Origin of the sequence: Thiothrix subterranea (assembly GCF_016772315.1) — a bacterium.
GTDB lineage: Bacteria > Pseudomonadota > Gammaproteobacteria > Thiotrichales > Thiotrichaceae > Thiothrix > Thiothrix subterranea.
The window spans coordinates 2,107,059-2,133,433 of sequence record NZ_CP053482.1 but is presented as its reverse complement, the minus strand read 5'-3'; the positions used below and the strand labels follow the sequence as shown (position 1 = coordinate 2,133,433).

Annotated in this window: 24 protein-coding genes; 13 read left to right on the top strand and 11 right to left on the bottom strand. The window is 51.1% G+C overall.

Translation table 11 applies throughout. The features are described 5' to 3' along the window. Positions 1–158 precede the first annotated feature (158 nt). From HMY34_RS10480 to HMY34_RS10470, 3 genes are all read left to right on the top strand, one after another. On the top strand, positions 159–1,595 hold the full coding sequence (locus tag HMY34_RS10480) for a S41 family peptidase (protein ID WP_202715443.1): 1,437 nt from the start codon (positions 159–161) through the stop codon (positions 1,593–1,595). A gap of 14 nt (positions 1,596–1,609) precedes the next feature. Beyond that, the gene (gene moaC / locus HMY34_RS10475; protein ID WP_202715442.1) at positions 1,610–2,092 is read left to right on the top strand and encodes a cyclic pyranopterin monophosphate synthase MoaC; all 483 of its coding nucleotides are present in this window, start codon (positions 1,610–1,612) and stop codon (positions 2,090–2,092) included. Positions 2,093–2,328: 236 nt separating this feature from the next. Beyond that, complete coding sequence (locus HMY34_RS10470; RefSeq protein WP_202715441.1) at positions 2,329–2,607, top strand: hypothetical protein; 279 nt, start codon at positions 2,329–2,331, stop codon at positions 2,605–2,607. A 53-nt stretch (positions 2,608–2,660) separates the two neighbouring features. Here the strand turns inward: HMY34_RS10470 and HMY34_RS10465 are convergent, their stop codons facing one another. The 6 genes from HMY34_RS10465 to HMY34_RS10440 form a co-directional block, all read right to left on the bottom strand. After that, on the bottom strand, positions 2,661–4,424 hold the full coding sequence (locus HMY34_RS10465) for a SulP family inorganic anion transporter (RefSeq protein WP_202715440.1): 1,764 nt from the start codon (positions 4,422–4,424) through the stop codon (positions 2,661–2,663). A 160-nt stretch (positions 4,425–4,584) separates the two neighbouring features. Further along, positions 4,585–6,423, bottom strand: coding sequence for a glutamine--fructose-6-phosphate transaminase (isomerizing) (gene glmS, locus HMY34_RS10460; protein WP_202715439.1), 1,839 nt, complete (start codon positions 6,421–6,423; stop codon positions 4,585–4,587). Continuing rightward, on the bottom strand, positions 6,423–7,802 hold the full coding sequence (gene glmU / locus HMY34_RS10455; RefSeq protein WP_202715438.1) for a bifunctional UDP-N-acetylglucosamine diphosphorylase/glucosamine-1-phosphate N-acetyltransferase GlmU: 1,380 nt from the start codon (positions 7,800–7,802) through the stop codon (positions 6,423–6,425). Before glmU ends, glmS begins: the two co-directional genes overlap by 1 nt. A 65-nt stretch (positions 7,803–7,867) precedes the next feature. Then, the gene (gene mtnC / locus HMY34_RS10450) at positions 7,868–8,560 is read right to left on the bottom strand and encodes an acireductone synthase (protein WP_202715437.1); all 693 of its coding nucleotides are present in this window, start codon (positions 8,558–8,560) and stop codon (positions 7,868–7,870) included. Continuing rightward, positions 8,560–9,102, bottom strand: coding sequence for a 1,2-dihydroxy-3-keto-5-methylthiopentene dioxygenase (locus HMY34_RS10445; protein ID WP_202715436.1), 543 nt, complete (start codon positions 9,100–9,102; stop codon positions 8,560–8,562). The genes mtnC and HMY34_RS10445 overlap by 1 nt, the downstream gene beginning before the upstream one ends. A 4-nt stretch (positions 9,103–9,106) precedes the next feature. Further along, the gene (locus HMY34_RS10440) at positions 9,107–9,718 is read right to left on the bottom strand and encodes a methylthioribulose 1-phosphate dehydratase (protein WP_202715435.1); all 612 of its coding nucleotides are present in this window, start codon (positions 9,716–9,718) and stop codon (positions 9,107–9,109) included. 168 nt (positions 9,719–9,886) lie between these two features. Here HMY34_RS10440 and HMY34_RS10435 point away from each other — a divergent pair, with 168 nt between their 5' ends. Next, entirely contained in the window at positions 9,887–10,342 is a 456-nt protein-coding gene (locus tag HMY34_RS10435; protein WP_202715434.1) for a sulfur globule family protein, read from the top strand. Positions 10,343–10,474: 132 nt separating this feature from the next. On the opposite strand, the gene HMY34_RS10430 is transcribed toward HMY34_RS10435, so the two are convergent. From HMY34_RS10430 to HMY34_RS10410, 5 genes are read right to left on the bottom strand one after another with little or no spacing between them, the layout of a single operon-like run. Next, positions 10,475–11,755, bottom strand: coding sequence for a ribonucleotide-diphosphate reductase subunit beta (locus tag HMY34_RS10430; RefSeq protein WP_228287822.1), 1,281 nt, complete (start codon positions 11,753–11,755; stop codon positions 10,475–10,477). A gap of 35 nt (positions 11,756–11,790) precedes the next feature. Beyond that, complete coding sequence (locus HMY34_RS10425; RefSeq protein ID WP_202715433.1) at positions 11,791–12,861, bottom strand: DNA cytosine methyltransferase; 1,071 nt, start codon at positions 12,859–12,861, stop codon at positions 11,791–11,793. Positions 12,862–12,866: 5 nt separating this feature from the next. Beyond that, positions 12,867–14,054, bottom strand: coding sequence for a DNA cytosine methyltransferase (locus HMY34_RS10420; RefSeq protein WP_202715432.1), 1,188 nt, complete (start codon positions 14,052–14,054; stop codon positions 12,867–12,869). Then, a complete protein-coding gene (locus tag HMY34_RS10415) occupies positions 14,051–14,698 on the bottom strand; it encodes an Eco29kI family restriction endonuclease (RefSeq protein ID WP_202715431.1) in 648 nt (215 codons plus the stop codon). The genes HMY34_RS10420 and HMY34_RS10415 overlap by 4 nt, the downstream gene beginning before the upstream one ends. A gap of 5 nt (positions 14,699–14,703) precedes the next feature. Then, the gene (locus HMY34_RS10410; RefSeq protein ID WP_202715430.1) at positions 14,704–18,669 is read right to left on the bottom strand and encodes a ribonucleoside-diphosphate reductase subunit alpha; all 3,966 of its coding nucleotides are present in this window, start codon (positions 18,667–18,669) and stop codon (positions 14,704–14,706) included. A 230-nt stretch (positions 18,670–18,899) separates the two neighbouring features. On the opposite strand from HMY34_RS10410, the gene HMY34_RS10405 reads away from it, so the two are divergent. The 9 genes from HMY34_RS10405 to HMY34_RS10365 all read left to right on the top strand — a co-directional run bounded on the left by HMY34_RS10405 (position 18,900) and on the right by HMY34_RS10365 (position 26,249). Further along, positions 18,900–19,400, top strand: coding sequence for a CREC-EF hand family protein (locus tag HMY34_RS10405; RefSeq protein WP_202715429.1), 501 nt, complete (start codon positions 18,900–18,902; stop codon positions 19,398–19,400). Between the two features lie 3 nt (positions 19,401–19,403). Then, positions 19,404–20,231 carry an HvfB family MNIO-type RiPP peptide maturase gene (locus tag HMY34_RS10400; RefSeq protein WP_202715428.1) on the top strand — a complete coding sequence of 276 codons (828 nt, stop codon included), beginning with the start codon at positions 19,404–19,406 and terminating at the stop codon, positions 20,229–20,231. Continuing rightward, complete coding sequence (locus HMY34_RS10395; protein ID WP_202715427.1) at positions 20,228–20,977, top strand: HvfC family RiPP maturation protein; 750 nt, start codon at positions 20,228–20,230, stop codon at positions 20,975–20,977. The genes HMY34_RS10400 and HMY34_RS10395 overlap by 4 nt, the downstream gene beginning before the upstream one ends. A gap of 101 nt (positions 20,978–21,078) precedes the next feature. Beyond that, entirely contained in the window at positions 21,079–21,297 is a 219-nt protein-coding gene (locus tag HMY34_RS10390) for a hypothetical protein (RefSeq protein WP_202715426.1), read from the top strand. Between the two features lie 3 nt (positions 21,298–21,300). Beyond that, a complete protein-coding gene (locus HMY34_RS10385) occupies positions 21,301–22,311 on the top strand; it encodes an AraC family transcriptional regulator (protein ID WP_202715425.1) in 1,011 nt (336 codons plus the stop codon). A 151-nt stretch (positions 22,312–22,462) separates the two neighbouring features. Next, on the top strand, positions 22,463–23,074 hold the full coding sequence (gene lexA / locus HMY34_RS10380; RefSeq protein ID WP_202715424.1) for a transcriptional repressor LexA: 612 nt from the start codon (positions 22,463–22,465) through the stop codon (positions 23,072–23,074). Positions 23,075–23,097: 23 nt separating this feature from the next. Further along, positions 23,098–23,409 carry a hypothetical protein gene (locus HMY34_RS10375; protein WP_202715423.1) on the top strand — a complete coding sequence of 104 codons (312 nt, stop codon included), beginning with the start codon at positions 23,098–23,100 and terminating at the stop codon, positions 23,407–23,409. A 111-nt stretch (positions 23,410–23,520) separates the two neighbouring features. After that, the gene (locus HMY34_RS10370) at positions 23,521–24,972 is read left to right on the top strand and encodes a hypothetical protein (RefSeq protein ID WP_202715422.1); all 1,452 of its coding nucleotides are present in this window, start codon (positions 23,521–23,523) and stop codon (positions 24,970–24,972) included. 116 nt (positions 24,973–25,088) lie between these two features. Next, positions 25,089–26,249 (top strand): FimV/HubP family polar landmark protein, encoded by a 1,161-nt coding sequence (locus tag HMY34_RS10365; RefSeq protein WP_202715421.1) that lies wholly within the window; start codon positions 25,089–25,091, stop codon positions 26,247–26,249. The last annotated feature ends 126 nt before the right edge of the window (positions 26,250–26,375 follow it).

Genomic DNA, 26,375 nt, shown 5'->3' with positions numbered 1-26,375 from the left:
GCAATAAAGCCATTATAAATGCATCATTTTTACAACAACTAAAGTGCATTTTCGCCACACGGTGGTAAACTGTGGCAGTTTTGCAAACTGTAAACGCCACCACAAAACAACTCTGCTGACAAGGATGTAAGCAGCCAAAACATTGGAGAGATACGATTATGCATACACGTTACCGCGTTCTGGCTGGCACTATGGCTGGCGTTTTGATTGGTGTCACTACCAGCATCAGCCTCAATGTGTTCGCCTTCCGGCAAACCATTGAAAACTCCCCGCCGTTGGATGAGCTGCAACAATTTTCCGAGGTCTACACCCGCATCAAGGAAAATTATGTTGAAGAGGTCAAAGACAAAGACCTGATGACCAACGCGATTCGCGGGATGCTTAGCAACCTTGATCCGCACTCCGCTTATCTGGATGAAGAAGAATTCAAGGAACTGCAAGTCGGCACTAGCGGTGAATTCGGTGGTTTGGGTATCGAAGTCGGCATGGAAGACGGCTTCGTCAAAGTAATCTCCCCGATTGACGATACTCCCGCGCAAAAAGCCGGTTTGCAAGCAGGCGACTTAATCATTCGTCTCGATGAAACCCCCGTGAAAGGCATGACGCTCAACGATGCTGTCAAACTGATGCGCGGCAAACCGGGTAGCAATATTGACCTCATGATCGTGCGTGAAGGCAAAGACAAACCGTTCAAAGTGAGCCTGAAGCGCGACATTATTCAGGTTAAAAGCGTCAAGCAACGCCTGTTAGAACCGGGTTATGGTTATGTGCGCATCACCAGCTTCCAAGCCAAAACCACGGAATCTTTATTAGAAGGTATCGAAACCCTCAAAAAGGAAAACAAAGATAAGCTACGCGGCTTAGTACTTGACCTGCGCAATAACCCCGGTGGCGTTTTGAATGCAGCCGTGGGCGTATCCGATGCCTTTTTGGAATCCGGTAAAATTGTTTACACCGAAGGGCGCGTGGAAGATGCCAAAATGGAATACAGCGCCAACAAAGGCGACGCCATTGATAACGCCCCAATCGTGGTGCTGGTTAACCAAGGCTCTGCTTCCGCTTCCGAAATTGTGGCGGGTGCGCTGAAAGATCACAAACGCGCGTTGATTGTCGGGCAAAAAACCTTTGGGAAAGGTTCCGTGCAAACCGTGCTGCAATTGGATGAAAAAACAGCGGTAAAACTCACCACCGCACGCTATTTCACCCCATCCGGGCGTTCCATTCAAGCGGAAGGCATTATGCCTGACATTGAACTCAAAGCCCTGAAAGTCAAAGGCGAAGAAGAAACCGACGACACACTTGATCCGGTATCCGAAGCCAATTTGAGCAAACACCTCAGCAACCCCAACGGCACAGACAAAACCGAGAGCAAACCTGCTGAAAAAGCAAGCGAATCAGCACCAGCGAAAACCGACGAAAAAGCTGACGAGAAAACCGATAAAGCCATTGAAGCCGATAAAGCGAAATCACCGCTGGCTGAAGATGACTATCAACTCTTTGAAGCCTTGAATATCCTAAAAGGCATGGATTTGGTGCAAACCCGCCTCAAGCCTGAAGCCACGACGGTAGAAGCTGACAAAGGCAAGGTCATGTAATGCCGAGCGATGCCATGAATGAGCAGCAGCTCACGCATTTCAACGCCCAAGGCCAAGCGCACATGGTTGATGTCGGTGAAAAAAATCTCACTCACCGCATCGCCATTGCCGAGGGGCGCATTACCATGCAGCCCCGTACTTTGGAAAAAATCCTGCAAGGCGACCACAAAAAAGGCGATGTACTCGGCATCGCCCGCATCGCAGGCATTATGGCAGCCAAAAAAACAGCCGATTTGATTCCGCTGTGTCACCCATTGGCCTTGACCAAAGTTGACATTGCATTAACCCCGCACCTTGAAACAGCTTCTGTCCACTGTCAGGTCAGCGTCGAAACACGCGGGCAAACCGGTGTTGAGATGGAAGCCTTAACTGCCGTGAATATTACCCTGCTCACCATCTACGATATGTGCAAAGCCATTGATAAAGGTATGTGCATGGAAAGCATCCGCCTGCTCCTAAAATCCGGTGGAAAATCCGGCGAATGGACGCGAACCTGATTTATCAAAGCCGCTCACCTAGTGAAAATACTGGGTTAAACGCTGTGAAACCCTAGTGCAACTGCCTAAAAATTGCATTACACTACTGTTAGTGGTAATTTTTTATACCCTAAAGTAGCATTTTATAGCAACAACTCAACCGCTTATTTCCTAGGAAGTGTCATATGTCTTCGCACTCACGTATTGCTTACCCAAGCATAACAACCCTTAGCGCTATCACTGTCGGAGCTATCCTCATGGTGATCGCAGGCTCAGCCTCTGCTAATCGCGTGACCTTGGTCGCAACCGCTAACAATCAATCCATCCTGCTGCCGGTTTCTTGGTCGGTCTTCAAGCTTGATGATAACAAATCACCGCCCACACCCGTCGCGGAGCTGGCACAGCGCCACAGCGGAACGGTGTATTTACCTGCCGGGCGTTACCGGGCTACCGTCACGCAGGAAAAAATCATCAAAGAAGCCATTTTCAAAGTCGAAGCCAATGTTGATAAAACCGTCACCATTGCCTTGGATTAACGCATAAAAAAGGCCACATTAGGTGGCCTTTTTTATGCTGCGATACAGTCTTGTTACGCTGGCATATAGTGCTTAAACGGCTCAATGTCGATGGCATCGCCGAACTGTTCTTTCGCATAATCAATGGCATACTTACGCTCACGGAAGAAGCGCTCTTCCCCAATGTGCTTCGCCAACCCAGAACGCTGGAATGCCTCGTATACCCGCAATTTTGTCCGCGCAATGTAGAACTCGATACCCGCAAATTTCAAGCGATCCGCCAATTTTTCGAGCATCTCTTCCCCGGTAGAATCCACTTGGTCAATGGATTCCATGTCCAGAATCAATACTTTCAACCCTGGTTTTTTCGCCACATTGTTCAGCAATTTGCCTTCCAAATAACCGGTATTCGCAAAATACAAATCCCCGTCAAAACGGTAAACTGCTACGGTATCACTGGTTTTCAAACCATGAGCCGCTGCATCACGCATTGAACCATCCTCATGACGCGCCACCTCCACTAAATTTGGACTCATGGTGCGGTACAAGAACAAGCCCAATGACAACACCACGCCTAACAAAATACCTTTATCCAAATGCGGTGCAAATGCCAAAGTCGCAATAAACGTCACCACGGCGACCACGCCATCGTGCGGCTCGACTTTCCAAGCGTGCTTAATCGGCGCAACTTTAATCAAATTAACCACCGCCATAATAATCACCGCCGCCAAGGTCGCTTGAGGCAAGTGATACAACAACGGGGTCAAAAACAACAATGTCAGCGCCACCAGCAAACCCGTAACCACCGAGGAGAATCCCGTCAGTGCGCCAGAAGCAAAGTTCACCGCCGAACGCGAGAACGAACCCGAAACCGCATAGCCGCTGGAAAAACCCGACACGATATTCGACAAGCCTTGCCCGACCAGTTCCTGATTCGCTGACAAACGCTGACGGGTTTGGGAAGCCATTGCTTTAGCAATCGAAATAGCTTCAACGAAACCGATCAAACCAATCACAACCGCCGTCATCATCATGGAACTCAAGGTTTTGAAATCCAGACTGACATTCGGCATGGAAAACGTTGGCAAACCTTGCGGGATAATTCCAATCACACTACCGCCCATGCCCTCATAATCCACAGCCCACGACAGCACCGTGGTAATCACTACCGTAATTAGCACCCCTGGCAAGCGTGGTGCGTATTTTTTCAAAACCATCAGCGTCGTCAACGCAAACACGCCAATCATCAACGTCGTCATCTTGGTGTCAGTCAATGACGTTACGGTTGCCCACCAAAACTCATACGCATGTTCAAACTGATCGGCTTTCACATTCAGCCCAAAAATCTTCGGCAACTGCGAGGTAGCAATGATCAACGCCCCCGCATTGGTAAACCCGACCACCACCGGATGTGACAAGAAGTCGACCAATACCCCTAAGCGCAATAAGCCCAGCGACATCTGGAAAACACCGATCATCAACGCCAACATCGCCGAGTAAGCAATCATCGTTTCCGGCCCTAAAGCCGCATAGGGTTGCATCGCCGCCGCCGACATCAACGACACCACCGCCACCGGCCCCGTTCCCAACTGCCGTGAAGAACCAAAAATCGCCGCCACCATGACCGGCAAAAAGGAAGCATACAAGCCAATATAAGGCGGCAAACCTGCTAATTGCGCGTATGCCATTGACTGCGGAATCAATACCAGTGCCACGGTCAAACCCGCCATGGCATCGGCTTTCAATACCGCCGGATTCTTTAACTCGCCGATCCAGTCTTTGTATGGCGTGAAACGGTCTTTCCAGTCGCTTAACAGCGACACTAGCCAGCTACCCATTGTGGTGTATACCTCCACCTAAATTCATACACATTACCTAAAAAGAAACCAGCGATCATGCCGCTGGTTCATTAGAATATAAGAGTGTACTAAAATTACCACAAAACTGACAGTGAAGGGATTCAATACTGAACCCTCTTTACCATAGGATTCTTCAATACTATTCGACGGTCACGGATTTCGCCAAATTGCGCGGCTTGTCCACATCCGTGCCTTTCAACACGGCAACGTGGTAGGACAACAATTGCAACGGAATCGTGTACACAATCGGTGCCAGCATTTCAGGGACGTGTGGCATTTCCAACACATGCAAATTATCCGCTGCCACAATATGCGCCTCGCGGTCGGCAAATACATACAACTCACCACCGCGCGAACGCACTTCTTCCAAGTTGGACTTTAGTTTCTCCAACAAGGCAGTGTTAGGCGCTACCGTGACAATCGGCATCTCGCTGTCGACCAACGCAAGTGGCCCATGCTTGAGTTCACCGGCAGGATAGGCTTCGGCGTGGATATAGGAAATTTCCTTGAGCTTGAGCGCCCCTTCCATCGCAATCGGGTAGAGTTCGCCACGCCCTAAGAACAGCGCGTGATTTTTCTCGATGAAACGTTCTGCCAGCGTTTCGATTTTCGGGTTCAAATCCAACGCTTGCTCGATCAGCGCAGGCAATTTGCGTAAATCCGCCACCATTTGCGCGACTTTCGCTTTATCCGCACCCTTGGCCTGCATCAGCAATACCATTAGCAATTGCAACGCCACCAATTGCGTCGTAAACGCTTTGGTCGAAGCCACGCCGATTTCCGGCCCCGCCATTGTCATCAATGACATATCGGATTCGCGCGTCAAGGAACTTTCTGCCACGTTGCAAATGGTCAACGTTGCCAATGCACCGTTATTTTCCTTGATCTTTTCCAATGCAGCCAAGGTATCAGCGGTTTCGCCCGACTGTGAAATTGTCACGAATAGCATGTTTTTGCGCGGCGGCTGACGGCGGTAACGGTATTCGCTGGCAACTTCCACGTTACATGGAATATCGGTATTCGCCTCAATCCAATAACGCCCCACCAAGCCTGAGTGGAAACTCGTACCACACGCAATGATTTGAATTTCATCCACTTGCGCCAAACGTTCCAACGCATCCGGCACACCTAACAATGCAGGCAAAACGTGATCACCTGCCAACCGGTTTTCCAATGTCCCCGTCACCGATTGCGGCTGCTCGAAGATTTCCTTCAGCATGAAATGGCGGTAGTCGCCCAATTCCGCCGAACACATCGACGCATTCGACTCGCGTACCGGACGCTCCACGCGCTCGCCATTCAGGTCAAAAATGTCGATCTTCTTGCGCGTAATTCGCGCCACATCGCCATTTTCCAAATAAATAAAGCGGCTAGTTACGGGTAACAGTGCTTGAATGTCTGAACCAATGAAATTTTCACCAATCCCCAAGCCCAGCACCAGCGGGCTGCCTTGACGTGCCACGATCAGCGTATCCGGCTCATCGGGCGAAATCACCGCCATTGCATACGCGCCATGCAATTCACAACGCGCCGCCATCACCGCATCCAACATACTCACACCCTGACGGCGGAAGATGTCGATCAAATGCGCAATGACCTCAGTATCGGTATCCGAATCAAAACGGTAGCCGTCATCCTGCAAGCGTTTGCGCAGTTCGACATGGTTTTCGATAATGCCGTTATGCACCAAACCGACCCATTCACCGCTGAAATGCGGGTGCGCATTGCGTTCGGCAGGCACGCCATGCGTCGCCCAACGGGTGTGCGCAATGCCTAATTTGCCGTCAATCGGTTCGCCTTCAAGGCGTTCCATCAGCGCCGCCACTTTGCCCACAGCACGGCTACGCACCAAATCCCCCATGTCACGAATGACTGCGACCCCTGCGGAGTCATAACCGCGATATTCCAGACGGCGTAAGCCTTCCAATAAAATTTCCACCACCGGACGTTGCGCAACTGCGCCGACAATACCACACATTATTTTTTCTCCTTCACTGGACGCTGCCAGCCTTTCAAGGTCATTTGTTTGGCGCGGGACAAGGTGAGTTCACCTGCCGGAGCATCTTTAGTAATGGTTGAACCTGCGCCAATGGTAGCACCGTCGCCAACACTGACCGGCGCAACCAATTGGGTGCAAGAACCGACAAACACATCGTTACCGATCACGGTTTTGTGTTTATTGGCACCGTCGTAATTGCAGGTAATCGTGCCTGCCCCAATATTCACGTTGTCACCCATCTCGGTATCGCCGATGTAGCTCAGGTGGTTCACCTTGCTGCCTTTGCCGATGATGGCTTTTTTGGTTTCGACGAAATTGCCGATCTTGGCTTTTGCAGCAAGAACTGTGCCGGGGCGCAACCGCGCAAACGGGCCAATGTCGCAATTTTCCGCAATGACGGCTGATTCAATCACCGAATGCGCTTTGATGTGTGTATTGTCACCAATTTCAGCATCCTGAATCACGCAACCGGCTTCCACCGTGACGTTATTGCCGAACTTGACCTTGCCGATCAACACCACATTCACATCCAAAAAGACATCTTGCCCGGTTTCGACCGTGCCGCGAATGTCCAAACGGGCGGGATCAGCAACGGTCACGCCTTCCAGCATCAACTTTTCCACCTGACGTTGTTGGCAAGCGCGTTCCAAACGTGCCAATTGCACGCGGTTATTCGCGCCTTCGACCTCGACCGGATCAGCACACATTACCGTATTAATGCTACCGCCTTCGGCTACCGCCAAGCTGACGCAATCGGTGAGGTAATATTCGCCTTGTGCATTTTGCGGGGTCAGTTGCTGCAACCAACGCTTCATATCTGCACCGCGTGCGGCAATAAAGCCGGTATTCACTTCGCCAATCTGGCGCTGCGCATCAGTTGCATCTTTTTCTTCGACAATCGCCTGCACCAAACCGTCAGCATTGCGCACAATACGCCCGTAGCCTTTCGGATCAGCGAGTTGCGTGGTCAAAATGCATAACGCTGCATCGCCCAAGCCTTGCGCCAACGCTTGTAACGTCGTGGAACGAATCAGTGGTACATCGCCATACGCAATCAATACCACGTCGTCATTGTCCACCAAATGGATGGCTTGGCTGACCGCATGACCCGTGCCTTTTTGCAGCGATTGCAGCGCCCAGTTGAGGTTTTCGCCTTGAATGCGTTCGCGCACCAATTCGCCGCCATGCCCATACACAATCGCCATGTGGCAAGCCACACAACGGTTTTGCAATACCGCACAAGCATCCACGACGTGTTGCAGCATGGGTTTGCCTGCGATAGGGTGAAGGACTTTGGGCAACGCGGAACGCATCCGAGTGCCTTGACCCGCTGCGAGGATAATCGGAAAAATATTCATGGGGGATATGCCCGTCAGTAAAATAAAATGATTGTCTTAAATAATAGTCATATTATGCAGCCTGATTACGTGATGCTCATCACATCCAGCTCATCAAAGTTTTTTACGCAAGGGTGCTGCAAGGTAGCCGTTGGCTGATTTTCGCGAACCAGACAGCACGTTTTTAAACCCACTTGCGCGGCAGCATCCAATTCTTCCGCAATATCCGACAGGAACAGGATCTCGCTTGCCGACAAATCAAGCGCTTCCACAATCGTCTGATACGAGTTAGCCTCGCGCTTATGCCCTACCGCCGTATCGAAATAGCCACTGAACAGCGGGGTTAAATCACCTGCATCAGAATAACCGAACAACAGCTTCTGCGCATACACCGAACCCGACGAATAGACATACAATTTCAGACCAAGCTCATGCCAGTGCAATAAATGACGCACCGCATCCTCATACACATGCCCGGTGAAATCGCCGTTGCGGTAGCCTTCTTCCCACATCAAACCCTGAATCGCTTTTAGCGGGGTAATCTTTTTATCGTCCGCAATCCACTGCCGCAATTGCGCAATCGCCCCCGCCAACGACAACACCGCATTGCCGGTTTCCAGTCGCACGTCATCTATGAGTTTGGCGACTTGCGGGTCTTGACGATGCTTCACCACAAACACTTCCATTTGCTGGTCGGCGTAAGGAAATAACACGTCTTTCACGAATGACAGACTGGTGGTCGTGCCTTCAATGTCGGTAAGTATGCCTTTAATGCTCATCAGTTCTCCAAGCGCGGAAACAGTGCCGCAATCTCACTGCCGGTAAAATTCGCCACCCAGCCGTCGGTATTGGTGAACAAGCGAATCGCCTTGAAACGTGGATTTGCTCCCATATCAAACCAATGCGTTGCCCCCGCTGGCACGCTGATCAAATCGCCCTTTTCGCACAATACCGTGTATACCTTATCGCCCAGATGCAGGTAAAACAAACCCTGACCATCCACAAAAAAACGCACTTCGTATTCGGTATGGGTGTGTTCGTTCAAAAATTTCTGGCGAAATAGCGCCTTGTCGGGGTGATCGGGCGTTAAACTGACGACATCCACGCTTTGAAAGCCGTTTTCAGCCATTAAACGCTCAATATCCGCACGATACGCCGCAATCACTTCTTCTTGCGTTGCCGTATCCGACAACGGTGCATTGGCTTCCCAACGCTCAAAACGCACGCCTTGCACCTGCAATAAGGCGCTGATGGTCGCGTAATCGGTATAGGTGTCTGCTTGGTGCGGATTGTTGTCCGCGTAAATCTTCAATTCACTCATGGTGTTACCTGTCTAATAGCAGTTGCCGATAAACACATTCAAACAAAAACTCTAACGCCTCAATATGCCGCTGGGTATCCGCCACTGTCGCGCCCCACGTATACAAGCCATGCCCGCGAATCAAATAGCCGACGGTCTGCGGGTTTGCATCCAAATAAGCATCCACGACGGCCACCAACGCGGGAATATCTTGGCTATTCGGGAACACGGGGATAACGACACGACTTTCATGCGTTTCAACATTAGGAAAGGCTTTTTGCACTTCGTAGCCCTCGAATACCACCTCATCCAGCCGCATCGACAGCACGGTGGCATTCACCGAATGCGTATGCAACACACAAACAATCGCCGGATCGCGCCGGTACATCACCGTATGCAAACCCGTTTCCGCAGAAGGGCGTTTGCCCGCATCTAAAGCATTGCCTTGCAAATCTGCTCGCAAAAACCCGTGCTCATCCAGCCGCCCTTTATGCTGACCGGAACTGGTAATGAGCATCTCGTCAGCACCCAAGCGGGCAGAGAAATTGCTGCTAGTCGCCGGAACCCAACCCCTAGCATGAAAAAACTGCCCAGCGGCGATTAACTCAGCACGCAAGCGCAATAATGTCTCAGACATAACATCACTCATGGCATAAAGCTTAGCATTTTCGCAGCATTGCACCCGTTTGTCAGACGATTTGCAAAAAGTTCTCCAAACCGTAAAAAATCACTTTACATTAGAAAACTCTAATATTATAATACTCTCATATTGAACTTACACACAAATTTGCTAGGAAACACACTCATGAAATTACAAGCTATTCTTTTCTCTGCTCTGATCGCTCTGTCTGGCGCTGCTTCTGCTGAATTCTTTGACGGCTTCGACAACGGTTCTGCAACTGGCAACACGGCTGGTAACGGCACTGCTTCTACTGCTGGTAACGGCACTGGCTACAGCAAAGGCAACGGCGATGCAAACGGCTGGGGTCGTGGTAAAGGCGACGCTGACGGTGAAGTTGATTTCAGCATCACTTTCAAAGGCAAAGGCCGCACTAATCTGGATACCGACATGGCTGCTAACGGCAAAGGCAACGGCGACTGGTACGGCGCTGGCAATGGTTACGGCTACGGTGATGGCAACAGCAACGCTTACGGTACTGGCAACTCTTCCAAAGCTGGCTACGGCGCTCCTGTAATGGCTCCTGCTATGCCAATGGCTGCACCACAAGCGCCAGTTGCTGCACCTGCTGCTGCGAAATAATACTTAGGGCGGGAATACCTGCTCACAGTCCTAGCAAGGGCATCATTCTTCGGGATGGTGCTCTTGCTTTCGTTTATGCGCAAAAAAAGCCCGGTTAATTCGGGCTTTTTTTGTTTCAGGGCAAGCGCAAACTTAATCCCACTTCAGCGCCCCGCCCGTTTGGTATTCCGTCACGCGCGTTTCAAAGAAGTTCTTTTCCTTACGCATATTGGACTGCTCGTCCAACCAAGGCAGGGCATTTTGCGCACCGGGGAACGGTTCTGCCATGCCCAACTGACGCGCCCGACGGTTCGCAATAAAACGGAACTGTTCGTGATGGTCTTGCTGGCTATAACCCAAAATCGGCGTCGGCAGGATGTACTTGGAATAGTTGATTTCTGCTGCTTCCGCCTCATCCCACATATCGCGCACCGCTTGCGGGTCGAGTGTCACGTTTTCTTCCTGCATGATTTGGCGCACCACGCGAATACCAAACGAAGCGTGCATTACTTCATCGCGCATAATGTATTGAAATTGCTCACCCGTACCTTTCATCATGCCCCGACGTTGCAGCGCAAAAATCGGTGAGAAACCGTTGTAGAACCAGCAGCCTTCAAAAATCCCTGAAAAGAAGGTATACGACATTACAAAATTGTGCAGATCGTCGCGATTCTTCAGGTCAATGTCATGGCGCAGCGCATCGTTTAAGCGCCGGTTCGCCAGTTGAATTTTGGCATTGATTTCCGGCACGACGCGGTAACGGTTATAGATTTCCACCTGATCCAAGCCGATGGTTTCGATGCAATGCTGGTATGTCCAGGTATGCAGGGCTTCTTCGTACACTTGGCGGGCTTGGTAGATTTGCAATTCCGGCGCGGTCATTTTTTCCATGACTGCCAAGCCAATATTGCGCATCGCCAGAATGTCGGAAGTGGTCAAGTAAGCCAGCACGTTTTCATAAACGTGACGTTCGGCGGGGCTGAGGTTGTGATGGTAGTCATGCACATCCTGCGCCATATTGATGTCGAGCGGTGTCCAGTGATTTTTGTTGGCGTTGAGGAAAAAATCCCATGCCCACGGGTATTTGAACGGCGCAAGTTGGTTGATGTCGCCACTGCCATTGATCACGCGCTTGTCAGCGCTACTGATCGGCTGTTGAGGTTTGAAAGTCTCTGGTGCAGACGGCTGGCGGGTAGCGCTGACCGTTGGAGCGGCTTCTACAGTTCTGTGAGAAGCCGCCTCTGTTACCGCCGTTGCAAGCGTCGCCGACTCCGTTGGCGATTTAACTGCAACTTGGGTTTTTGCACTGAGCTCACTTTCATCTACCTCCACAGTAGGTTCTTCAACAAACACTTCGTCAAAACTAAAAGCCGGTTGATAGCCGTTCGTGCGCGGCACGGGTGCGGCAAGTGGGTTATCCCAATTAAGCGTCATGATTTTACTCTCCTAAATGCTGAATGCCAACTAAACTAAGGTTTGAAGCTGGCAGGTGGTAAGGTTGCGAGTATTTCTCCCGCTCCCACGTAACGTGGTAGTCCTAAAAGATTGGCATATTCACTGTGTGTCGGCTCTGGAAAATGGAAACCTGCCAAATTTTGCGCCGCCACAAAAAATAGCCTTCGCCGTTTTTGAGGTGTGCCGTAATCAGCCGCCATCAACTCGCTGTGGGTCACGTCGTAACCGATGTCCGCAAATGATTGGTAGATTTCTTCAATCATGTTGGCACTCTTGACTTGCGCAAGACCATAGACATTTTCCATTACCACCATCCGAGGTTTGAGGTAGGCAATATGGCGGATGTAATCGCGGTATAAAATACCTAACGGGTCATGGGTCGCTTTCTGCTTGCCTGCGACGCTAAAAGGCTGGCAAGGTGGGCCGCCAATAATGACATCGGGATTACTGCCGATGGATAGTCGCACCTGTTCCGGTTCAAGCTCCCGAATGTCGGCACGCTGAAAATTCCATTCTGGTCTGTTTTTACAAATTGTTTTTTCTACAGGCTCTTCTATATCCGTCGAAAAGCAGGTCTTAAATTGAACAAGCGCATGACTAGCCTGTTCAAATCCCAAGTCTAAACCACCTGCCCCGCAAAAATAGGAGGCGATGTTAATCTGCCCCGTTTGCCCTTGCTTCACAAAGTAATTAGCCACTTCCCCTGCAATCGCTTTACCCAATTTGACCGGAACAGCATTGCCGATTTGCTGATGGATTTGCCCTTGTGTTCCCATAAAAACGTAGTCTACTGGGAAATCCTGCAAGGTGGCGGCTTCGCGTGGGGTCAAATAACGATCTTCTGTTGGGTGGACAAACTTATTGAAAATGTACGCTGTTACTGTCAATGCGGGTTTGTCGTGTTCCAAACGCAGCAGGCGCATGTTGGGGCCGCCTGTTTTCTTTGCACCCGTGCGCACAAAACTTTCATGTTGCAAATGCGGGGGTAAATCACCCATTTTTCCGCCGGGTGGCAAGTGCTTGATGCGTTCAAGTACAATACCAGTGTAGGGTCTGGTTTCGTGATTGCAAAATAAAACACTCATAGCGATCATGCACCTACCGCAAAAGCCAACGGCATTGTTTGTTCAAACGCTGGTTTGGCTTGCTGCAATGTTGTGCGCAAAGCCTTACCGAGTGTTTGGGACAAATGCACTGGCACGGCATTCCCGATCTGCCGCATTGCTTCGCCCCACGCGCCTTCGATATAAAAATCTGCCGGGAAGGTTTGCAGCAACTTGGCTTCATGCACAGTGAAATAGCGCACCGAGCCATCACGGTAACGCAGCATATTTTCGCCACCCGGTACGCCATGCCCACCCGCTTTCAAGGTTTTGGCAGGCAAGTCATGATCACTGCCAGTATGCCCCGGATACACCCGTGCGCCATCACGGAAAATGTGATCAGGAATAGCATGATCAGAGCGCGGGTCTGGCAAATGTCCCAACGCATCACGCACGGTTTGCCAAGGTTTCAGCACAGGCGGGAACAAACCATAACGGGTTTTGAGCGCATTTACTTGCTTTTGGATTGCTGCATTCGGCTGTTCACGCTGCTCATGCGCCAAACCGTATTTTTCCCAGTATTCGCCTGTCACAAATTTGTCCCACAACAAGCGACTATCGGAATGTGTTGGAGCAGGAAATACCCATTCCACCTCCAGATCATCACGGATACCGACCATGAACACCCGTTCACGGCTTTGCGGCACACCGTAATCCGCCGCATTGACAAGCTGATAAGCCACCTTGTATTTCAGCCCTTGATGGGTTTCGTACTTGAGCTTTCTGAGTAATTGCAGGTGTAACTGCCAATCCAATCCGAATTTGGGTTTATAGTCGGGAAAGGTCAGGCGTAGCACAATGTATTCAAAGTAATCAGCGAAGGATGAGCGCAATAAGCCTTTTACGTTTTCAAAAATGAACGCTTTGGGTTGCAGCTCGCGAATGGCGTTGATGGCATAGGGGAACATATCGCGATGATCCTGATCCGCCTGATGCTTGCCACCCAAGGAAAACGGCTGACAGGGCGGGCCACCTGCTACGATGTCCACACCCTTCAAGCCGTCGTAGCTGAAATCACGAATATCCCCTACGAAGACTTTTTCCGCACCGAAATTAGCTTGCAGGGTGGCGCAAGCGTGTTTATTGAATTCCACCAATTTGACGTGATGAAAACCAGCAAGCTCCAATCCTTTTGCCAATCCGCCTGCACCGGAGAACAGTTCCAGCGTTTTCATGACTGGCTACCCAACTGATTCAGATGAACATTAACCCGTGCAAAAATGGTGGCTGCGGAGGAATGCACCCCTTTGCACTTTTCCGCCCAAGCACGCCCCGGATGGATGACATCCCAATCAGATTTAGCCTGTTCGTAACGGCCTTTGCCGGGGTCATGATTGCCGAAACCATCCACTACCGTATTCCACAGCGGCATATTGAGTTTGATCAGTGCCGCTTCAATCGTGCTAATCATATCCGAAGCTTCACCTTCAAAGATGACGAAACGGCACATGAAATCTTCAACTGCCAGACTGCTTGCCGCGCCGATACTGCGGGCATGTTCACGTAAGCGGGTGTGCAATTCCTTCGACTGGTTCAACACATCATCTGACAATCGCGCCTGCCGCCAACCTTTGGGAACGGCTTTGCCCACGTAAATAGGGAAGTTGTAGGCAAGACGATTCAACTCTGCATATTTCTGATACGCCGGATGCTGCCCGGTGTAATAGATGGCATACACGCCCGTTCCCCCAAAGGTTTCAGGAGGCGGGAGTGTGTGCACGGGAGTTCCGTTGAAAAACCTGACCGCATCTTTGACCAGTTCAGCGAACGCGGTACTGGTGTAGAGGTGTTCGTTGCGGTCAAAAGTTAAGTGTTTCATATGACTTACTGACAAGCCTCACACTCTGGATCAAGCAACGAACACGCCTTCGGTGCTTCCGACCCCACCGATACCAAATTCGCCGCCCGCTTAATCCCCGCCACGCTATTCGCAGCCGAAGAATCATCCGAGCTGGTCTTTTCCGCGCCCGTTGCCCCCAAAGTGCGCAAGTAATACGTGGTCTTCAACCCACGCACCCACGCCAGTTTATAGAGATTATCCAGCTTCGTGCCATTCGGCTCTTTCATGTACAGGTTGAGTGATTGCCCCTGATCAATCCATTTCTGGCGGCGGCTGGCGGCTTCGACCAACCAACGTGCGTCGATTTCAAACGCGGTAGCGTATTTGGCTTTGAGCGCGTCCGGCACACGATCCAGCGGTTGTAACGAACCGTCGAAGTATTTGAGGTCGTTGATCATCACCTCATCCCACATGCCGAGTGCTTTCAAATCCTGTACCAGATACGGGTTGATGACGGTGAATTCGCCCGACAAATTGGATTTGACGAACAGGTTCTGGTAAGTCGGCTCGATGGACTGCGACACGCCGCAAATGTTGGAAATCGTCGCCGTCGGAGCAATCGCCATCACATTGGAATTGCGCATTCCCTGCGCTTTGACCTGATTGCGCAATGCATCCCAATCCAACGTTTGGGTGTGATCGACCACGAAGTATTCACCGCGTTCTTCGCCCAACAATTCCAGCGAGTCGATGGGCAGGATGCCTTTGCTCCACAACGAACCGTTGTAGCTTGGGTATTTACCGCGTTCTGCCGCCAAGTTGCTGGACGCACGAATCGCGAAATACGACACCGCTTCCATACTTTGATCGGCAAACTCCACCGCTTCGGTCGTGGCGTAAGCGAGGTTCATTTTGTACAGCGCGTCTTGGAAACCCATGATGCCCATGCCGACCGGACGGTGGCGCAGGTTGGATTTTCGCGCTTGCGGCACACTGTAGTAATTGTAGTCGATGACGTTATCCAGCATCCGCATCGCGGTGGTCACGGTGCGTTCCAGTTTTGCTACATCCAGCTTGCCGTCGTTGACGTGAGCGGTCAGATTGACCGATCCTAAATTGCATACCGCAATTTCACTGTCATTGGTGTGCAAGGTAATTTCAGTACAAAGATTGCTGGAATGCACCACACCCATGTGCTGATTGGTATAGCGCACATTGCACGGGTCTTTGAAGGTAATCCACGGATGCCCGGTTTCAAAGATCATCCCCAACATTTTGCGCCACAATTGCAGTGCAGGCAGTTTTCGGAATAATTTCATTTCGCCGCGTGCTGCTTTGGCCTCGTATTCGGCATAACGCGCTTCAAACGCTTTGCCGGTTAAATCGTGCAAATCGGGCGCATCATCGGGGGAAAACAGCGTCCATTCCGCTTCTGCTGCCACACGCTTCATGAACAGGTCAGGAATCCAGTTGGCGGTATTCATATCGTGGGTACGGCGACGTTCGTCGCCCGTGTTTTTGCGCAGTTCGAGGAAGTCTTCGATGTCGATATGCCAAGTTTCGAGATAGGCACAGACTGCGCCCTTCCGCTTGCCGCCATTGTGCGCCAGTGCCGCCGTCGTCATGTAAGACTCATCGCCTTCCACAATCAAATCGAACACAAATGGCAGGGTTGGAACAGTCTCCACACTCCGTACACGGCTGAAGACGCAACCGTTGTAAGTCAGCCAGTTACGCTTGTCGATAGGCTGGCAAGCAACCAGTGCAGCGATTTCTGGCACAGCAGGAATACGAATATCAAACGCTTTAGTAATACCGTTAAATTCGATTTGTGTACCGTCAGAACGTGTCCCTGTATGGGCATTGTCACGTTCACGGTATTGCCCAGCCGTCGGTACTCCCAAACGCAAGCACTGATAACGCAAACCTTCCGCCAGTTGACGCGAGGTATTGGTGAAGTAAATTTCCTTGCCGCGACTCACGCCGCCATCAGTTTCCAGCAAACCTTGAATCAATGCTAAGGTTTGTGGACGGGGTAAATGACTGAATTGGCGTGAAATCCGCTTTTCACCTGGCGCGTTGTAAATATCGTCATAGCTGAACGGCAACGTTGCAGCACCTGCTCCGACAATGCGCCCGTTAGTGGCATTGCGCACAACACCACGACCGCTTGCCCAATGAATTTGCGTATAGGTTTCGCCACGCCCATTTTCCCAACTATGGATACCACGTTCAGCCAAATACTCCCGCACGAAATCAAGATGCGAGTCATTTTGTGGATTGCCTGAAATGCCCCATTGCATCCCGTCTTTTGACAAATGCCCATCACCCAGCAAAATACCGTACAGCCGCGCATCGTCAGCATCAAAACCATCCACCATCACCGTTTCGGTCGGGATGACTTGTGCAACATAATCACCTTTTTGCAACTGCGCTGCTTCGACCCATTCCGGCTTCACTTTGCCTTTTGCCAACCAATTAACAGCACGGTCGTTCGCCTGCTCCAACGGCACACCCCGCAGCGCGTAGAACGGATGTCCTGCGGTCACTTTCACGGGTTCAATCGAATGCTTCACATCCAGAGCTACCATTGCATCGTGCTGGTTGTAAACCATCGCGCGTTTGACTTCGCGGTAAGTGCCGCTGATACCCAGCACCAAATCGCCCGCTTTCACGTCACGAATGGCTTTAATGCCATCGGCGGTGTGAAGCTGCGTATCCGGCGCGAAACACTGATTCACCGCAACCGCCGTATCATTCGCCACCTTCAAAAACGGCACAACACCTTGCGATTTGCCATTCGTGCCTTTGATATGCGCCCCCATGCCGCGCACCCGTGACCAGTCGTTACCCAAGCCACCGGCGTATTTCGACAGCAAGGCATTGTCTTTAATCGCATCGTAAATCCCTTCCAAATGGTCAGGCACGGTAGTCAGGTAGCAAGACGACAACTGCGGACGCAATGTTCCAGAATTAAACAGCGTCGGCGTGCTGCTCATGAAATCAAAGCTGGACAGCAAGTTGTAAAACTCAATCGCACGGTCTTCACGCTCGACTTCGTTAATGGCCAAGCCCATTGCCACGCGCATGAAAAACACCTGCGGCAATTCAAAACGCACCCCGTCATGATGCAGGAAATAGCGGTCATACAGCGTTTGCAAACCGAGGTAAGTGAACTGCAAATCGCGTTCTGGCTTAATCGCCGCGCCCAGTTTCGCCAGATCGTAACGCCCTAAATCATCCGCCAAACGCTCGACCTTGACCCCGATCTGAATGGTTTTTTTCAAGACTTCCGCATAAAGCTCAACCATTTCGTGCTGGGTGGCTTCGGTGTGTTGGCCTTCAAGGAAACTCAAGGCTTCGCGGCGCAAACTATCCATCAACATCCGTGCAGCGGCTTGCGAATAGTTGGGTTCGCGGTCAATCATGACGCGGGTACTGATAATCAACGCGGTGGCAACTTCTTTTTCAGAAATGCCGTCATACAAATTGCGCATGGTGGCAGTCATTACCTGTTCAGCACTGACTCCCTCCAAACCCTCGACGGCTTCCGCGATAATTTTGCGTAACCGCTCTTCATCCAACGGTTTCAAATCGCCGGATACGGATTTTACGTGGATCACGTTTTCGGATTTTTTGCCTTTTTTCTTGCTCTTGGCATCTTTTTCAGCACGCAACCGCGCCCGTTCCGCGCGATACAGCACGTAACTCCGCGCCACTTTGTGTTCACCTGCTCGCATTAACGCCAACTCCACTTGATCTTGAATGTCTTCGATATGCACCATGCCGCCATCGGGGGTGCGGCGCAACAAAGCATCAACCACTTGCGCGGTCAACTTACGCACGGTGTCGTGAATGCGTGCCGAACCTGACGCATTGCTGCCTTCCACATCCAAAAAGGCTTTGGTCATTGCCACCTGAATTTTGCTGCCGTCGAAGTCCGTCACCTGACCATTGCGGCGGATAACTTTGCATTTAGGGGTCATTTCAAGGTTAATGGCGGCTTGCATTCGGTGTCCTTTGATCTATTGGTTTATTTTGAGCAAAGCACTATAGGATGTGTTTTAGGAGATGGTCAAGCACAAGATATGGTCTAATTTGCGCATATTTCTACTTGCCTTTTGCGATGATTTTACAAAACAGTGACTTGCCTGCATCCACCCACAGCATTTTTGCGTACAATTCCACAGACGCAGTTTCCCTGCGCATAAAGCAACTTTTATATTCCTAGGAGATTGAAATGATGAAAACAAACACATCCCTGAAACTGGCTTTGGGCGCCACCTTCGCAGTCGTTACCTTGGGCGCAGGAGCGGTTAGTGCAGAAAACCCGTTTGCTGCTAACACCCTCACTAACGGCTACATGCAACTGGCTGAAAACAAAGCAGACGGTGAAATGAAATGTGGCGCAGGCATGTGCGGTGCGAATATGAAAGCCGGTGAAGGCAAATGCGGTGGCGATATGGACTGCCCAGCCGATGCTGATAAAGACGGCAAAGTCACCAAAGAAGAATTCATGGCTCACCACGAAAAAATGTTTACCGAAGCCGATGCTGACAAAGATGGTTCATTGAGTGCTGACGAACGTAAAGCCCTACACAGCAAAATGGGCGAAGGCAAATGCGGCGGCAAAGAAGGCACTTGCGGCGGCAATAAAGAAGAAAAGAAAGATGATAAAACCTCCCAAAATGAAACCTTCCGCCTGAATACGCCATTCGCGGCTATCAGCATCCAAGGTTAAGCCATGCAGCGCTCTGCCTTACACGGAGCAGGCTTAGGTTTCCGGCGTGACCATCTGGTTGCGCTGGAACAACAAGTCCCCGACTGCATTGATTTCTTTGAAATCGCCCCCGAAAACTGGATCGGCACTGACCCGGTTAGCGCCAAACGCTTGCAAGCTTTCACCGAACGTTACCCGTTTGTATGCCACGGGCTTTCCTTATCATTAGGCGGTTTAACCCCGCTCAACACCGAATTGCTCACTGAACTCAAGCAATTCATGCAGCTACATCGTATCCCGCTGTATACCGAGCATTTATCCTGGTGTTCCGATCACGGGCAGTTGTACGACTTGCTACCGATTCCGTTTACCGAAGCAGCGATTCAGCACACGGTTGCCCGCATTCGCCAAACCCAAGACGTATTGGGGCAGCAAATCGGCATTGAAAACGCTTCGTTCTACCTGCAAGCCCCCATCAATGAGATGGATGAAGCCACCTTCATCAACGCAGTGTTGACCGAAGCCGATTGCCTGTTGCATCTGGATGTGAATAACGTCTACGTTAACAGCGTCAACCACGCTTACGACCCTTACGAATTTTTGCGCAAACTGCCCAAAGAACGGGTGGTGTATCTGCACATGGCGGGGCATTACCAACAAGAAGAAAATCTGCTGATCGACACGCATGGCGCTCCAGTCATCGACCCGGTGTGGGCATTGCTGGATTTCACCTACCAGCAATTTGGCGTATTCCCGACCTTGTTAGAACGCGATTACCACATCCCGCCCTTGGAAGAATTGCTCCCGGAAGTGCAGCACATTGCCAGCCTGCAACGGAAACACGCCGCATGAATGCTACTGAAGCCTACCAACGTGCCTTTGCCGCCCATTTGCGCGACCCTGCCGCGAATCCGCCGCCTGCCGGTGTTGACGCGGCACGAGCGGGTGTTTACGTGGAATTGCTGTTTAATAATGTGGAAGATTTCCTCAGCAACTGCTTTCCGGTGATTCGCAGCATTCTGGATGATGACGCATGGAATGCGCTGGTACGCCAATTTTACGCCGAACACGCTTGCACCACGCCGTATTTCCGCGAAATCCCCGCCGAATTTGTGCAATGGCTCACGTCGACTTCGCTCAGTGAACGTCCGCCGTTTTTACTAGAACTCGCGCATTACGAATGGGTGGAAATCCCACTGACACTCGCTGACGCGACTATCGACTGGCAGCACATCGACCCGGACGGTGATTTATTGGATGGCACACCGGTATTGAATCCGGTCATGTTGTTGCAAAGCTATCAATACCCCGTCCACCGCATTAGCGCGGCTTACCAACCGCACACCCCTGAACCCACCCATTTATTATTAATACGAAATAGAGAAAATAAAATTGATTTTATAGAACTTAATGCCATTACTGCTAAACTGGTAAAACACTTACAAGAGGGGGAAAATGCCAGAAAAGCTCTCACTCGGATTGCTGTGGAAATTCAACACCAAAACATTGAGCAACTATTAGCGTTCGGATTAACCCTGTTACACCAGTTTCAACAACAACACGTATTATTGGGTGTGGCGAATCTCTCGACGCCATAACCACTTATCAGCAATAAACGCCCCTATCGGTAAATTCTATGTTTACTGAAGACAAGAATGTGTTATCTAAGTGGCATATTCTTATCGAGGGCCTTCTTACCATGCGTACACTGTTATCACTCGCGGCATCGGCATGTATTTTGTTCATAAGCAGCTTCATGGCGGGCTGTACCGACACCGCGCCAGTCAAAGAAGCTGAAACCAAAAGCATTCAGGACGTAGCCAAAGATGCCATGAATTCCACCGGCAAACTGACCAAAGAACAAGTGGATGCGCTGATCCGCGCCAATGCTGCCTGTCGACCTGACGATAAGCGTTAAGCCATGCAGACACTCAGCACCTTACTCATTGGTTTTTCCATCTTCAGCATTCCGCTGCTTGCATTCACGCATTTCCGGCACGAACATTACCAAGGGCAAGCCGCCGCACAAGCCATGGGCATTATCGTGCTGATTGCGTTGCTGGGTTTGCAATTAACGCATTTTACCGGGTTACAAACGGGGGCAGACAGTATTCACAGCCCTTACTACCAAGTCTTATTGTTTAGCGTTGCCCCCACTTTTTATTTGTTCAGTAAGCCACTGTTGCAAGCCACTACTGAAAAGTTACCGCGCGACTTGCTGCATTTATTACCGATTTTGATTGCCCCGTTTCTGCCCTTTCAGGTCGCGGTAACAGTGGCCTTTGTCTTAGGGGCTGGGTATTGTGTGTGGTTAGCCCGGCGCGTGTATGCAGCATTGCATCAGCAACGCCGTCGCTTTCAGCCAGTAGGGATGATTTTGAGTGCCGCATTCGCTATCGCTTTATCTGTCCTGCCACTGGGAATCGGCATTACTTTGCTTCCAGAAAACGTCTTTTTCACGGTACACGCCAGTGCCATTGGGTTAGTGCTGTTATTGATCCATGCCGCGCTCAGCATTGCCCCGCGCTTGACCACGGAAATCGCCGAAGTTGCCCGCGAAACCCACACCGTTTCCACCCTAGCGGATGTGGACTGCGAAACAATGTTGGCGGAAGTCGAAGGCTTAATGCAGGAAAAAGAACTGTTCCGCCAACCCGATTTAGCCATCACTGCGTTGGCAGAACGCCTCGGACTTTCCAGCCAACAATTGGCGGAATTACTGCAAACCCGTCTTGGCAAAGGCTTCTCACGCTATGTGCGCGAATTCCGTGTCGAAGCCGCAGAAGACATGCTCTTAGAAGAACCCGACACCACCTTGCAAGCCGTGGGTTTAAGCGTCGGCTTTGCGTCAGAAATCCAATTTACCGAAGCCTTTCGTGAAATCAGCGGCATGACGCCGGGACAATTCCGCAAAATCAATCTTCACGGCTGATAAGCGCTCTTTCTTCCGATCAATTCTGCCGCTCATCGGTAAAACCGAACAAAAAACGAATTCATGGCAAGTATTTTTGATTGGCGTAATCGGGCGCTAAACCGTATATTTGGTTCGTGTTTTGTTCGTTTTACTAAGCAGGAACCGCGCCATGCTCACACGCCGCCAACAACAAATTTGGGACATTATTCAGTCCCTGTACGCTCGCAATGGCTATACGCCGACCTTGGATGAAATCGCCCAAGCAGGCGGAATTTCCACCCGCAGCACCGTTCACCAACACGTGCAAGCACTGATTCGGGAAGGCCGCTTGCACACCACAGCCGGTAAACGCGCCTATCGGTTGCCAGAAACGACTGTGGCGCGTCACCCGCAAATGCCATTACGCCTTGGCCTCCCGCTCGCCGGACGCATCGCTGCCGGTAAACCGATCGAGGCGATTGCAGGCAAAGATGAAATCAACCCCAGCGATTTGTTTGGTGGCAATGGGCGTTACGTGCTGGAAGTGCGTGGCGAGTCGATGATCGACATCGGCATTATGGATGGGGATTTCGTCGTCATCCAACAACAAGACAACGCTCGCGATGGCGACATTGTGGTGGCCTTGGTGGAGCGCGAAGAAGCCACCCTCAAACGCCTATACCGCCTGCCCGACGGACATATCGAATTACGCCCAGAAAACAGTCAAATGCAACCGATGCTCTACCCCGCCGAAAGCGTACAGGTACAGGGTAAAATGGTCGGTTTGTTCCGCAGTTATTAATCCAAGCCTTCAGGAGTAACCCGATGAATACCAACACGCAAACACCGTCACTTGACGCAACCTTATCCACCCCACCAAACCAACCGGAATGGGGGCAAGTCTGGCAAATCACTCGCGCCTTGCTGGTCGTTTGGGCATTGGCTGTTTGGGCTTTGCTGATCTTACTGCCCGGTTTGGAGCAGATCATTAACATGGAAACCGCCATGTTGCATTTGCCCTACGTGCTGATCGGCTTGGCTCTAGTGGGAGCCGTCGTAGCCGCGCACAGCTTGCGGGCTGACCGGCATCTATTGTGGTTTTTGAGCGTGCTGCTGATGTTGGCAGGCTGGATGTAAACCATGAGCACTAAAGATGCAGCATAAAAATGGCGTGATGAAAGTTGCCGCTTCCAACACGCCCGAAATTCCCGCTATCACTCCGTAAAGTTTAAGACAGGAACATTCATTATGACGGATTCCAGTACAAATACCAACGTAGACCGACCAGCGCACCTGGTCGCCACCAAATCACTGCGCGACATCTTGAGCGATTTGCGCAAAGCCGAAGCTTGGCTGCTGATGGCAGCGTTCGCGGCGTTCCTTGCCTCGGCTTTTTTTGTGGTGAAATATTTCGTGGGCGAGGAAATGGATCCCCCCAATTGGAGCGGCGAACAATGGGCAAATGCCATGCTCGGTTTAGGCATTACTGCCGTGATCACTGCCGCTCAAGCTTTTTTGTACGCCAGTGGCTATAAAGGCCCGGCAGCCATCGTTGCGACAGTGATTGTGGTATTTTTTGGCTTATTTTCAGAAGTCTCGCAGTCAATGGAACGTGAAGATGCCACCGTGCGCCAGCGCTCTGAAGACTCGCCGGTGTTTCAAGCCACGCTCGGCAGCATTCAGAATTTGAGCGTGCAAGCGGCTGCGCCTTCGGGTGCTACCGCACAATTGGCAGCCGCACGCGGTCAATTGGCAAGGCACGAAGCGGAACTGGCGGCGTGTCGGGCTAAATACCGTACCGATACGCGCGTTCAACAATGCGAACGTTACGAACACGACAAAATTGCACAAGCACGCGGTGCACTCGCAGCGGCAGAAGCAACCGCCGGTAGTTCTGCCAACATGGTCGGTTCCGCGCTGAGTGCCGCGATTATCCAAGCCAAAACGCTGGAATACGACGAAGACAAACACTACGCCATGATCCGCTTGCTCAAAGATTTGTTTAATGTTGGCGGCATTTGGGCATCGTTTTTGTTTTCGATCATTATTATTGGCACGTTTGAATACGCTTTTCACTTTGTGGGCAGCTACGTGGCAGACCACAAACGCGCCTTGCTAGTGATGGGGCGCGATACGCACGGTGAACTGATCCACGCGAATCCTGACGGGTTAGCCGCAAACAGTGAATTAGCCGAGGCAAACTTCAACGGCATTCCGAGGGATTTCGGTAATGCCGAACGCGATCAATACCTGAACCAAATCACCCCGGAACGCACCGAATTGACCGAAGTAGGCAATGTGCGTATCCATGCTGAAGCCGATGCGCCGGAAACGTCACGCCCAGATCCGCCGGAAGCCAAGGTGCGCGACCTGACCCGTGAACGCTTTTTCAAGCTGATTTACACGGAAGTGCGTTCGCGGATTCTCAACGGTGATGTCAAACCCACGGTACGCCCAGCGACCGATGCTGTCACCGATGTGATTCGCCATCACACCAAGGCATTGGGCTTGCAACCGTCCCTGATCGGTAAACCCGAACGCCAGAAAATTGCGGAAAAAATCCTCGAAAAACTGGAACGTGAAACAGTGCTGGAACTGAACCCGCAACAAGGTGTCGGAAAGCCTAAGTACCTGCTGGCAAGCCGCTGGGCAAACCGGCCTGCACCGGAAATCCCGATGGCGGGGCAAGCCGTCCGGTAAACCGTGCAGAGCGGCTAACATCGGGTTATGATTATATGGGCTATGACGATCCGGCTGCATTTCGAGCGCGGATCGTCTATATAAAAGATTAACTTAGATGTCTGTGCGGAATTGCCATGAAATATAAAATACTTGCTGTTGCCACGGGGCTGTTGTTGGCAGCATCACTCACCAGCTTGCCACCCGCCTTCGCTGACGCCAATTATGGGCCGGTCAAAAACAATGACACTTTGTGGGATATTGCCAGTCGGCAACGGCCTTCTTACGCCATTAGTGTGCCGCAAATGATGGCGGCTATCCGGGCAAAAAATCCTGATGCTTTTATTAACGGTGACATTAATAAACTCAAAAAAGGGATTCACCTCCAGATCCCTGTCATTCCTGACGTTCAACAAAATGCCAATAAACAAGCTTCGCAAGACAGCTTACACGCTGAAATGACGCGCTTGCGAGAACAGCTCAGCACCGAACAACAACGCAGCGCTGACTTAAGCAAGCAATTGGCAAGCTTACAAGCCAACCAAGCGGCGACCACGGCTGAACCGACACAAGATCAGGCGCAAGTTGCACAATTGCAAAACGCTCTAATGATCAAATTACAAACAGAATTGACTGAACTGAAGCAACAACTGCAAGCCAAAGACGCCCGCATCGCAGAACTGGAAACCGCTTCGGCGCAAGTTGCCGCTTTACCGACCACCAATGCAACACCCGAACAAACCCAGCAAGCCGACGCCGCCGTGCAAGCCGAACTGACCGAACTGAAACAACTGTTGGAACAACGCGATACGCACATTCAGAACTTGCAAGCCTCATTGCGCGAAGCCAGCATTTCCATCAAACGCCAATATGCGGAAAGCCAAACCCTGCACGCCCGCCTTAAGGAATTGGAACCCGGTAATACTGCTGCTGCGCCGCCACCACCGGCTGAACCGGGTAGCACTCCGCCCCCCAGCCTGACTTTGGCTACCGATCCAGCAACCGAGCAAACCCCAAGTGCTCCACCTGAATCCACACCTGTCTTTATCGACCAAGTAACGCCACCAGCGACAACCACAGTAGACAGTCGCGACAAACCCGCCATGCCATTGCAAAACATCCTAGAGCAGCAAATCACCGGCACGGAAGGCAGTAAATTTCCGACACCCACACGGGTATCGTTGGTCGTTGCGTTGATTTCATTGATGTTTATTTTAGCACTGCTGTGGCGCTCTATTTCCCAACGACGCGCACTCAATCGGGAAGAAGCCCGCTTACGCGCTGAGTTGGAAGCATAGCCGCTAAACACAGGCTTGTTGGCTATTGTCATCAGGCAAGCTCCACGTGAAACATTGCGGATTGGTTAATAACTTATTGACAAGGACTGTGGATAAGTCTTCCAATCCGCTGCGGAATCCGAGGAC

Excerpts from the sequence above, each read along its gene's own strand:
- HMY34_RS10480 (WP_202715443.1), top strand. The coding sequence starts at position 159 with ATGCATACACGTTACCGCGTTCTGGCTGGCACTATGGCTGGCGTTTTG.
- moaC (WP_202715442.1), top strand. The coding sequence starts at position 1,610 with ATGAATGAGCAGCAGCTCACGCATTTCAACGCCCAAGGCCAAGCGCAC.
- HMY34_RS10470 (WP_202715441.1), top strand. The coding sequence starts at position 2,329 with ATGGTGATCGCAGGCTCAGCCTCTGCTAATCGCGTGACCTTGGTCGCA.
- HMY34_RS10465 (WP_202715440.1), bottom strand. The coding sequence starts at position 4,424 with ATGGGTAGCTGGCTAGTGTCGCTGTTAAGCGACTGGAAAGACCGTTTC.
- glmS (WP_202715439.1), bottom strand. The coding sequence starts at position 6,423 with ATGTGTGGTATTGTCGGCGCAGTTGCGCAACGTCCGGTGGTGGAAATT.
- glmU (WP_202715438.1), bottom strand. The coding sequence starts at position 7,802 with ATGAATATTTTTCCGATTATCCTCGCAGCGGGTCAAGGCACTCGGATG.
- mtnC (WP_202715437.1), bottom strand. The coding sequence starts at position 8,560 with ATGAGCATTAAAGGCATACTTACCGACATTGAAGGCACGACCACCAGT.
- HMY34_RS10445 (WP_202715436.1), bottom strand. The coding sequence starts at position 9,102 with ATGAGTGAATTGAAGATTTACGCGGACAACAATCCGCACCAAGCAGAC.
- HMY34_RS10440 (WP_202715435.1), bottom strand. The coding sequence starts at position 9,718 with ATGTCTGAGACATTATTGCGCTTGCGTGCTGAGTTAATCGCCGCTGGG.
- HMY34_RS10435 (WP_202715434.1), top strand. The coding sequence starts at position 9,887 with ATGAAATTACAAGCTATTCTTTTCTCTGCTCTGATCGCTCTGTCTGGC.
- HMY34_RS10430 (WP_228287822.1), bottom strand. The coding sequence starts at position 11,755 with ATGACGCTTAATTGGGATAACCCACTTGCCGCACCCGTGCCGCGCACG.
- HMY34_RS10425 (WP_202715433.1), bottom strand. The coding sequence starts at position 12,861 with ATGAGTGTTTTATTTTGCAATCACGAAACCAGACCCTACACTGGTATT.
- HMY34_RS10420 (WP_202715432.1), bottom strand. The coding sequence starts at position 14,054 with ATGAAAACGCTGGAACTGTTCTCCGGTGCAGGCGGATTGGCAAAAGGA.
- HMY34_RS10415 (WP_202715431.1), bottom strand. The coding sequence starts at position 14,698 with ATGAAACACTTAACTTTTGACCGCAACGAACACCTCTACACCAGTACC.
- HMY34_RS10410 (WP_202715430.1), bottom strand. The coding sequence starts at position 18,669 with ATGCAAGCCGCCATTAACCTTGAAATGACCCCTAAATGCAAAGTTATC.
- HMY34_RS10405 (WP_202715429.1), top strand. The coding sequence starts at position 18,900 with ATGATGAAAACAAACACATCCCTGAAACTGGCTTTGGGCGCCACCTTC.
- HMY34_RS10400 (WP_202715428.1), top strand. The coding sequence starts at position 19,404 with ATGCAGCGCTCTGCCTTACACGGAGCAGGCTTAGGTTTCCGGCGTGAC.
- HMY34_RS10395 (WP_202715427.1), top strand. The coding sequence starts at position 20,228 with ATGAATGCTACTGAAGCCTACCAACGTGCCTTTGCCGCCCATTTGCGC.
- HMY34_RS10390 (WP_202715426.1), top strand. The coding sequence starts at position 21,079 with ATGCGTACACTGTTATCACTCGCGGCATCGGCATGTATTTTGTTCATA.
- HMY34_RS10385 (WP_202715425.1), top strand. The coding sequence starts at position 21,301 with ATGCAGACACTCAGCACCTTACTCATTGGTTTTTCCATCTTCAGCATT.
- lexA (WP_202715424.1), top strand. The coding sequence starts at position 22,463 with ATGCTCACACGCCGCCAACAACAAATTTGGGACATTATTCAGTCCCTG.
- HMY34_RS10375 (WP_202715423.1), top strand. The coding sequence starts at position 23,098 with ATGAATACCAACACGCAAACACCGTCACTTGACGCAACCTTATCCACC.
- HMY34_RS10370 (WP_202715422.1), top strand. The coding sequence starts at position 23,521 with ATGACGGATTCCAGTACAAATACCAACGTAGACCGACCAGCGCACCTG.
- HMY34_RS10365 (WP_202715421.1), top strand. The coding sequence starts at position 25,089 with ATGAAATATAAAATACTTGCTGTTGCCACGGGGCTGTTGTTGGCAGCA.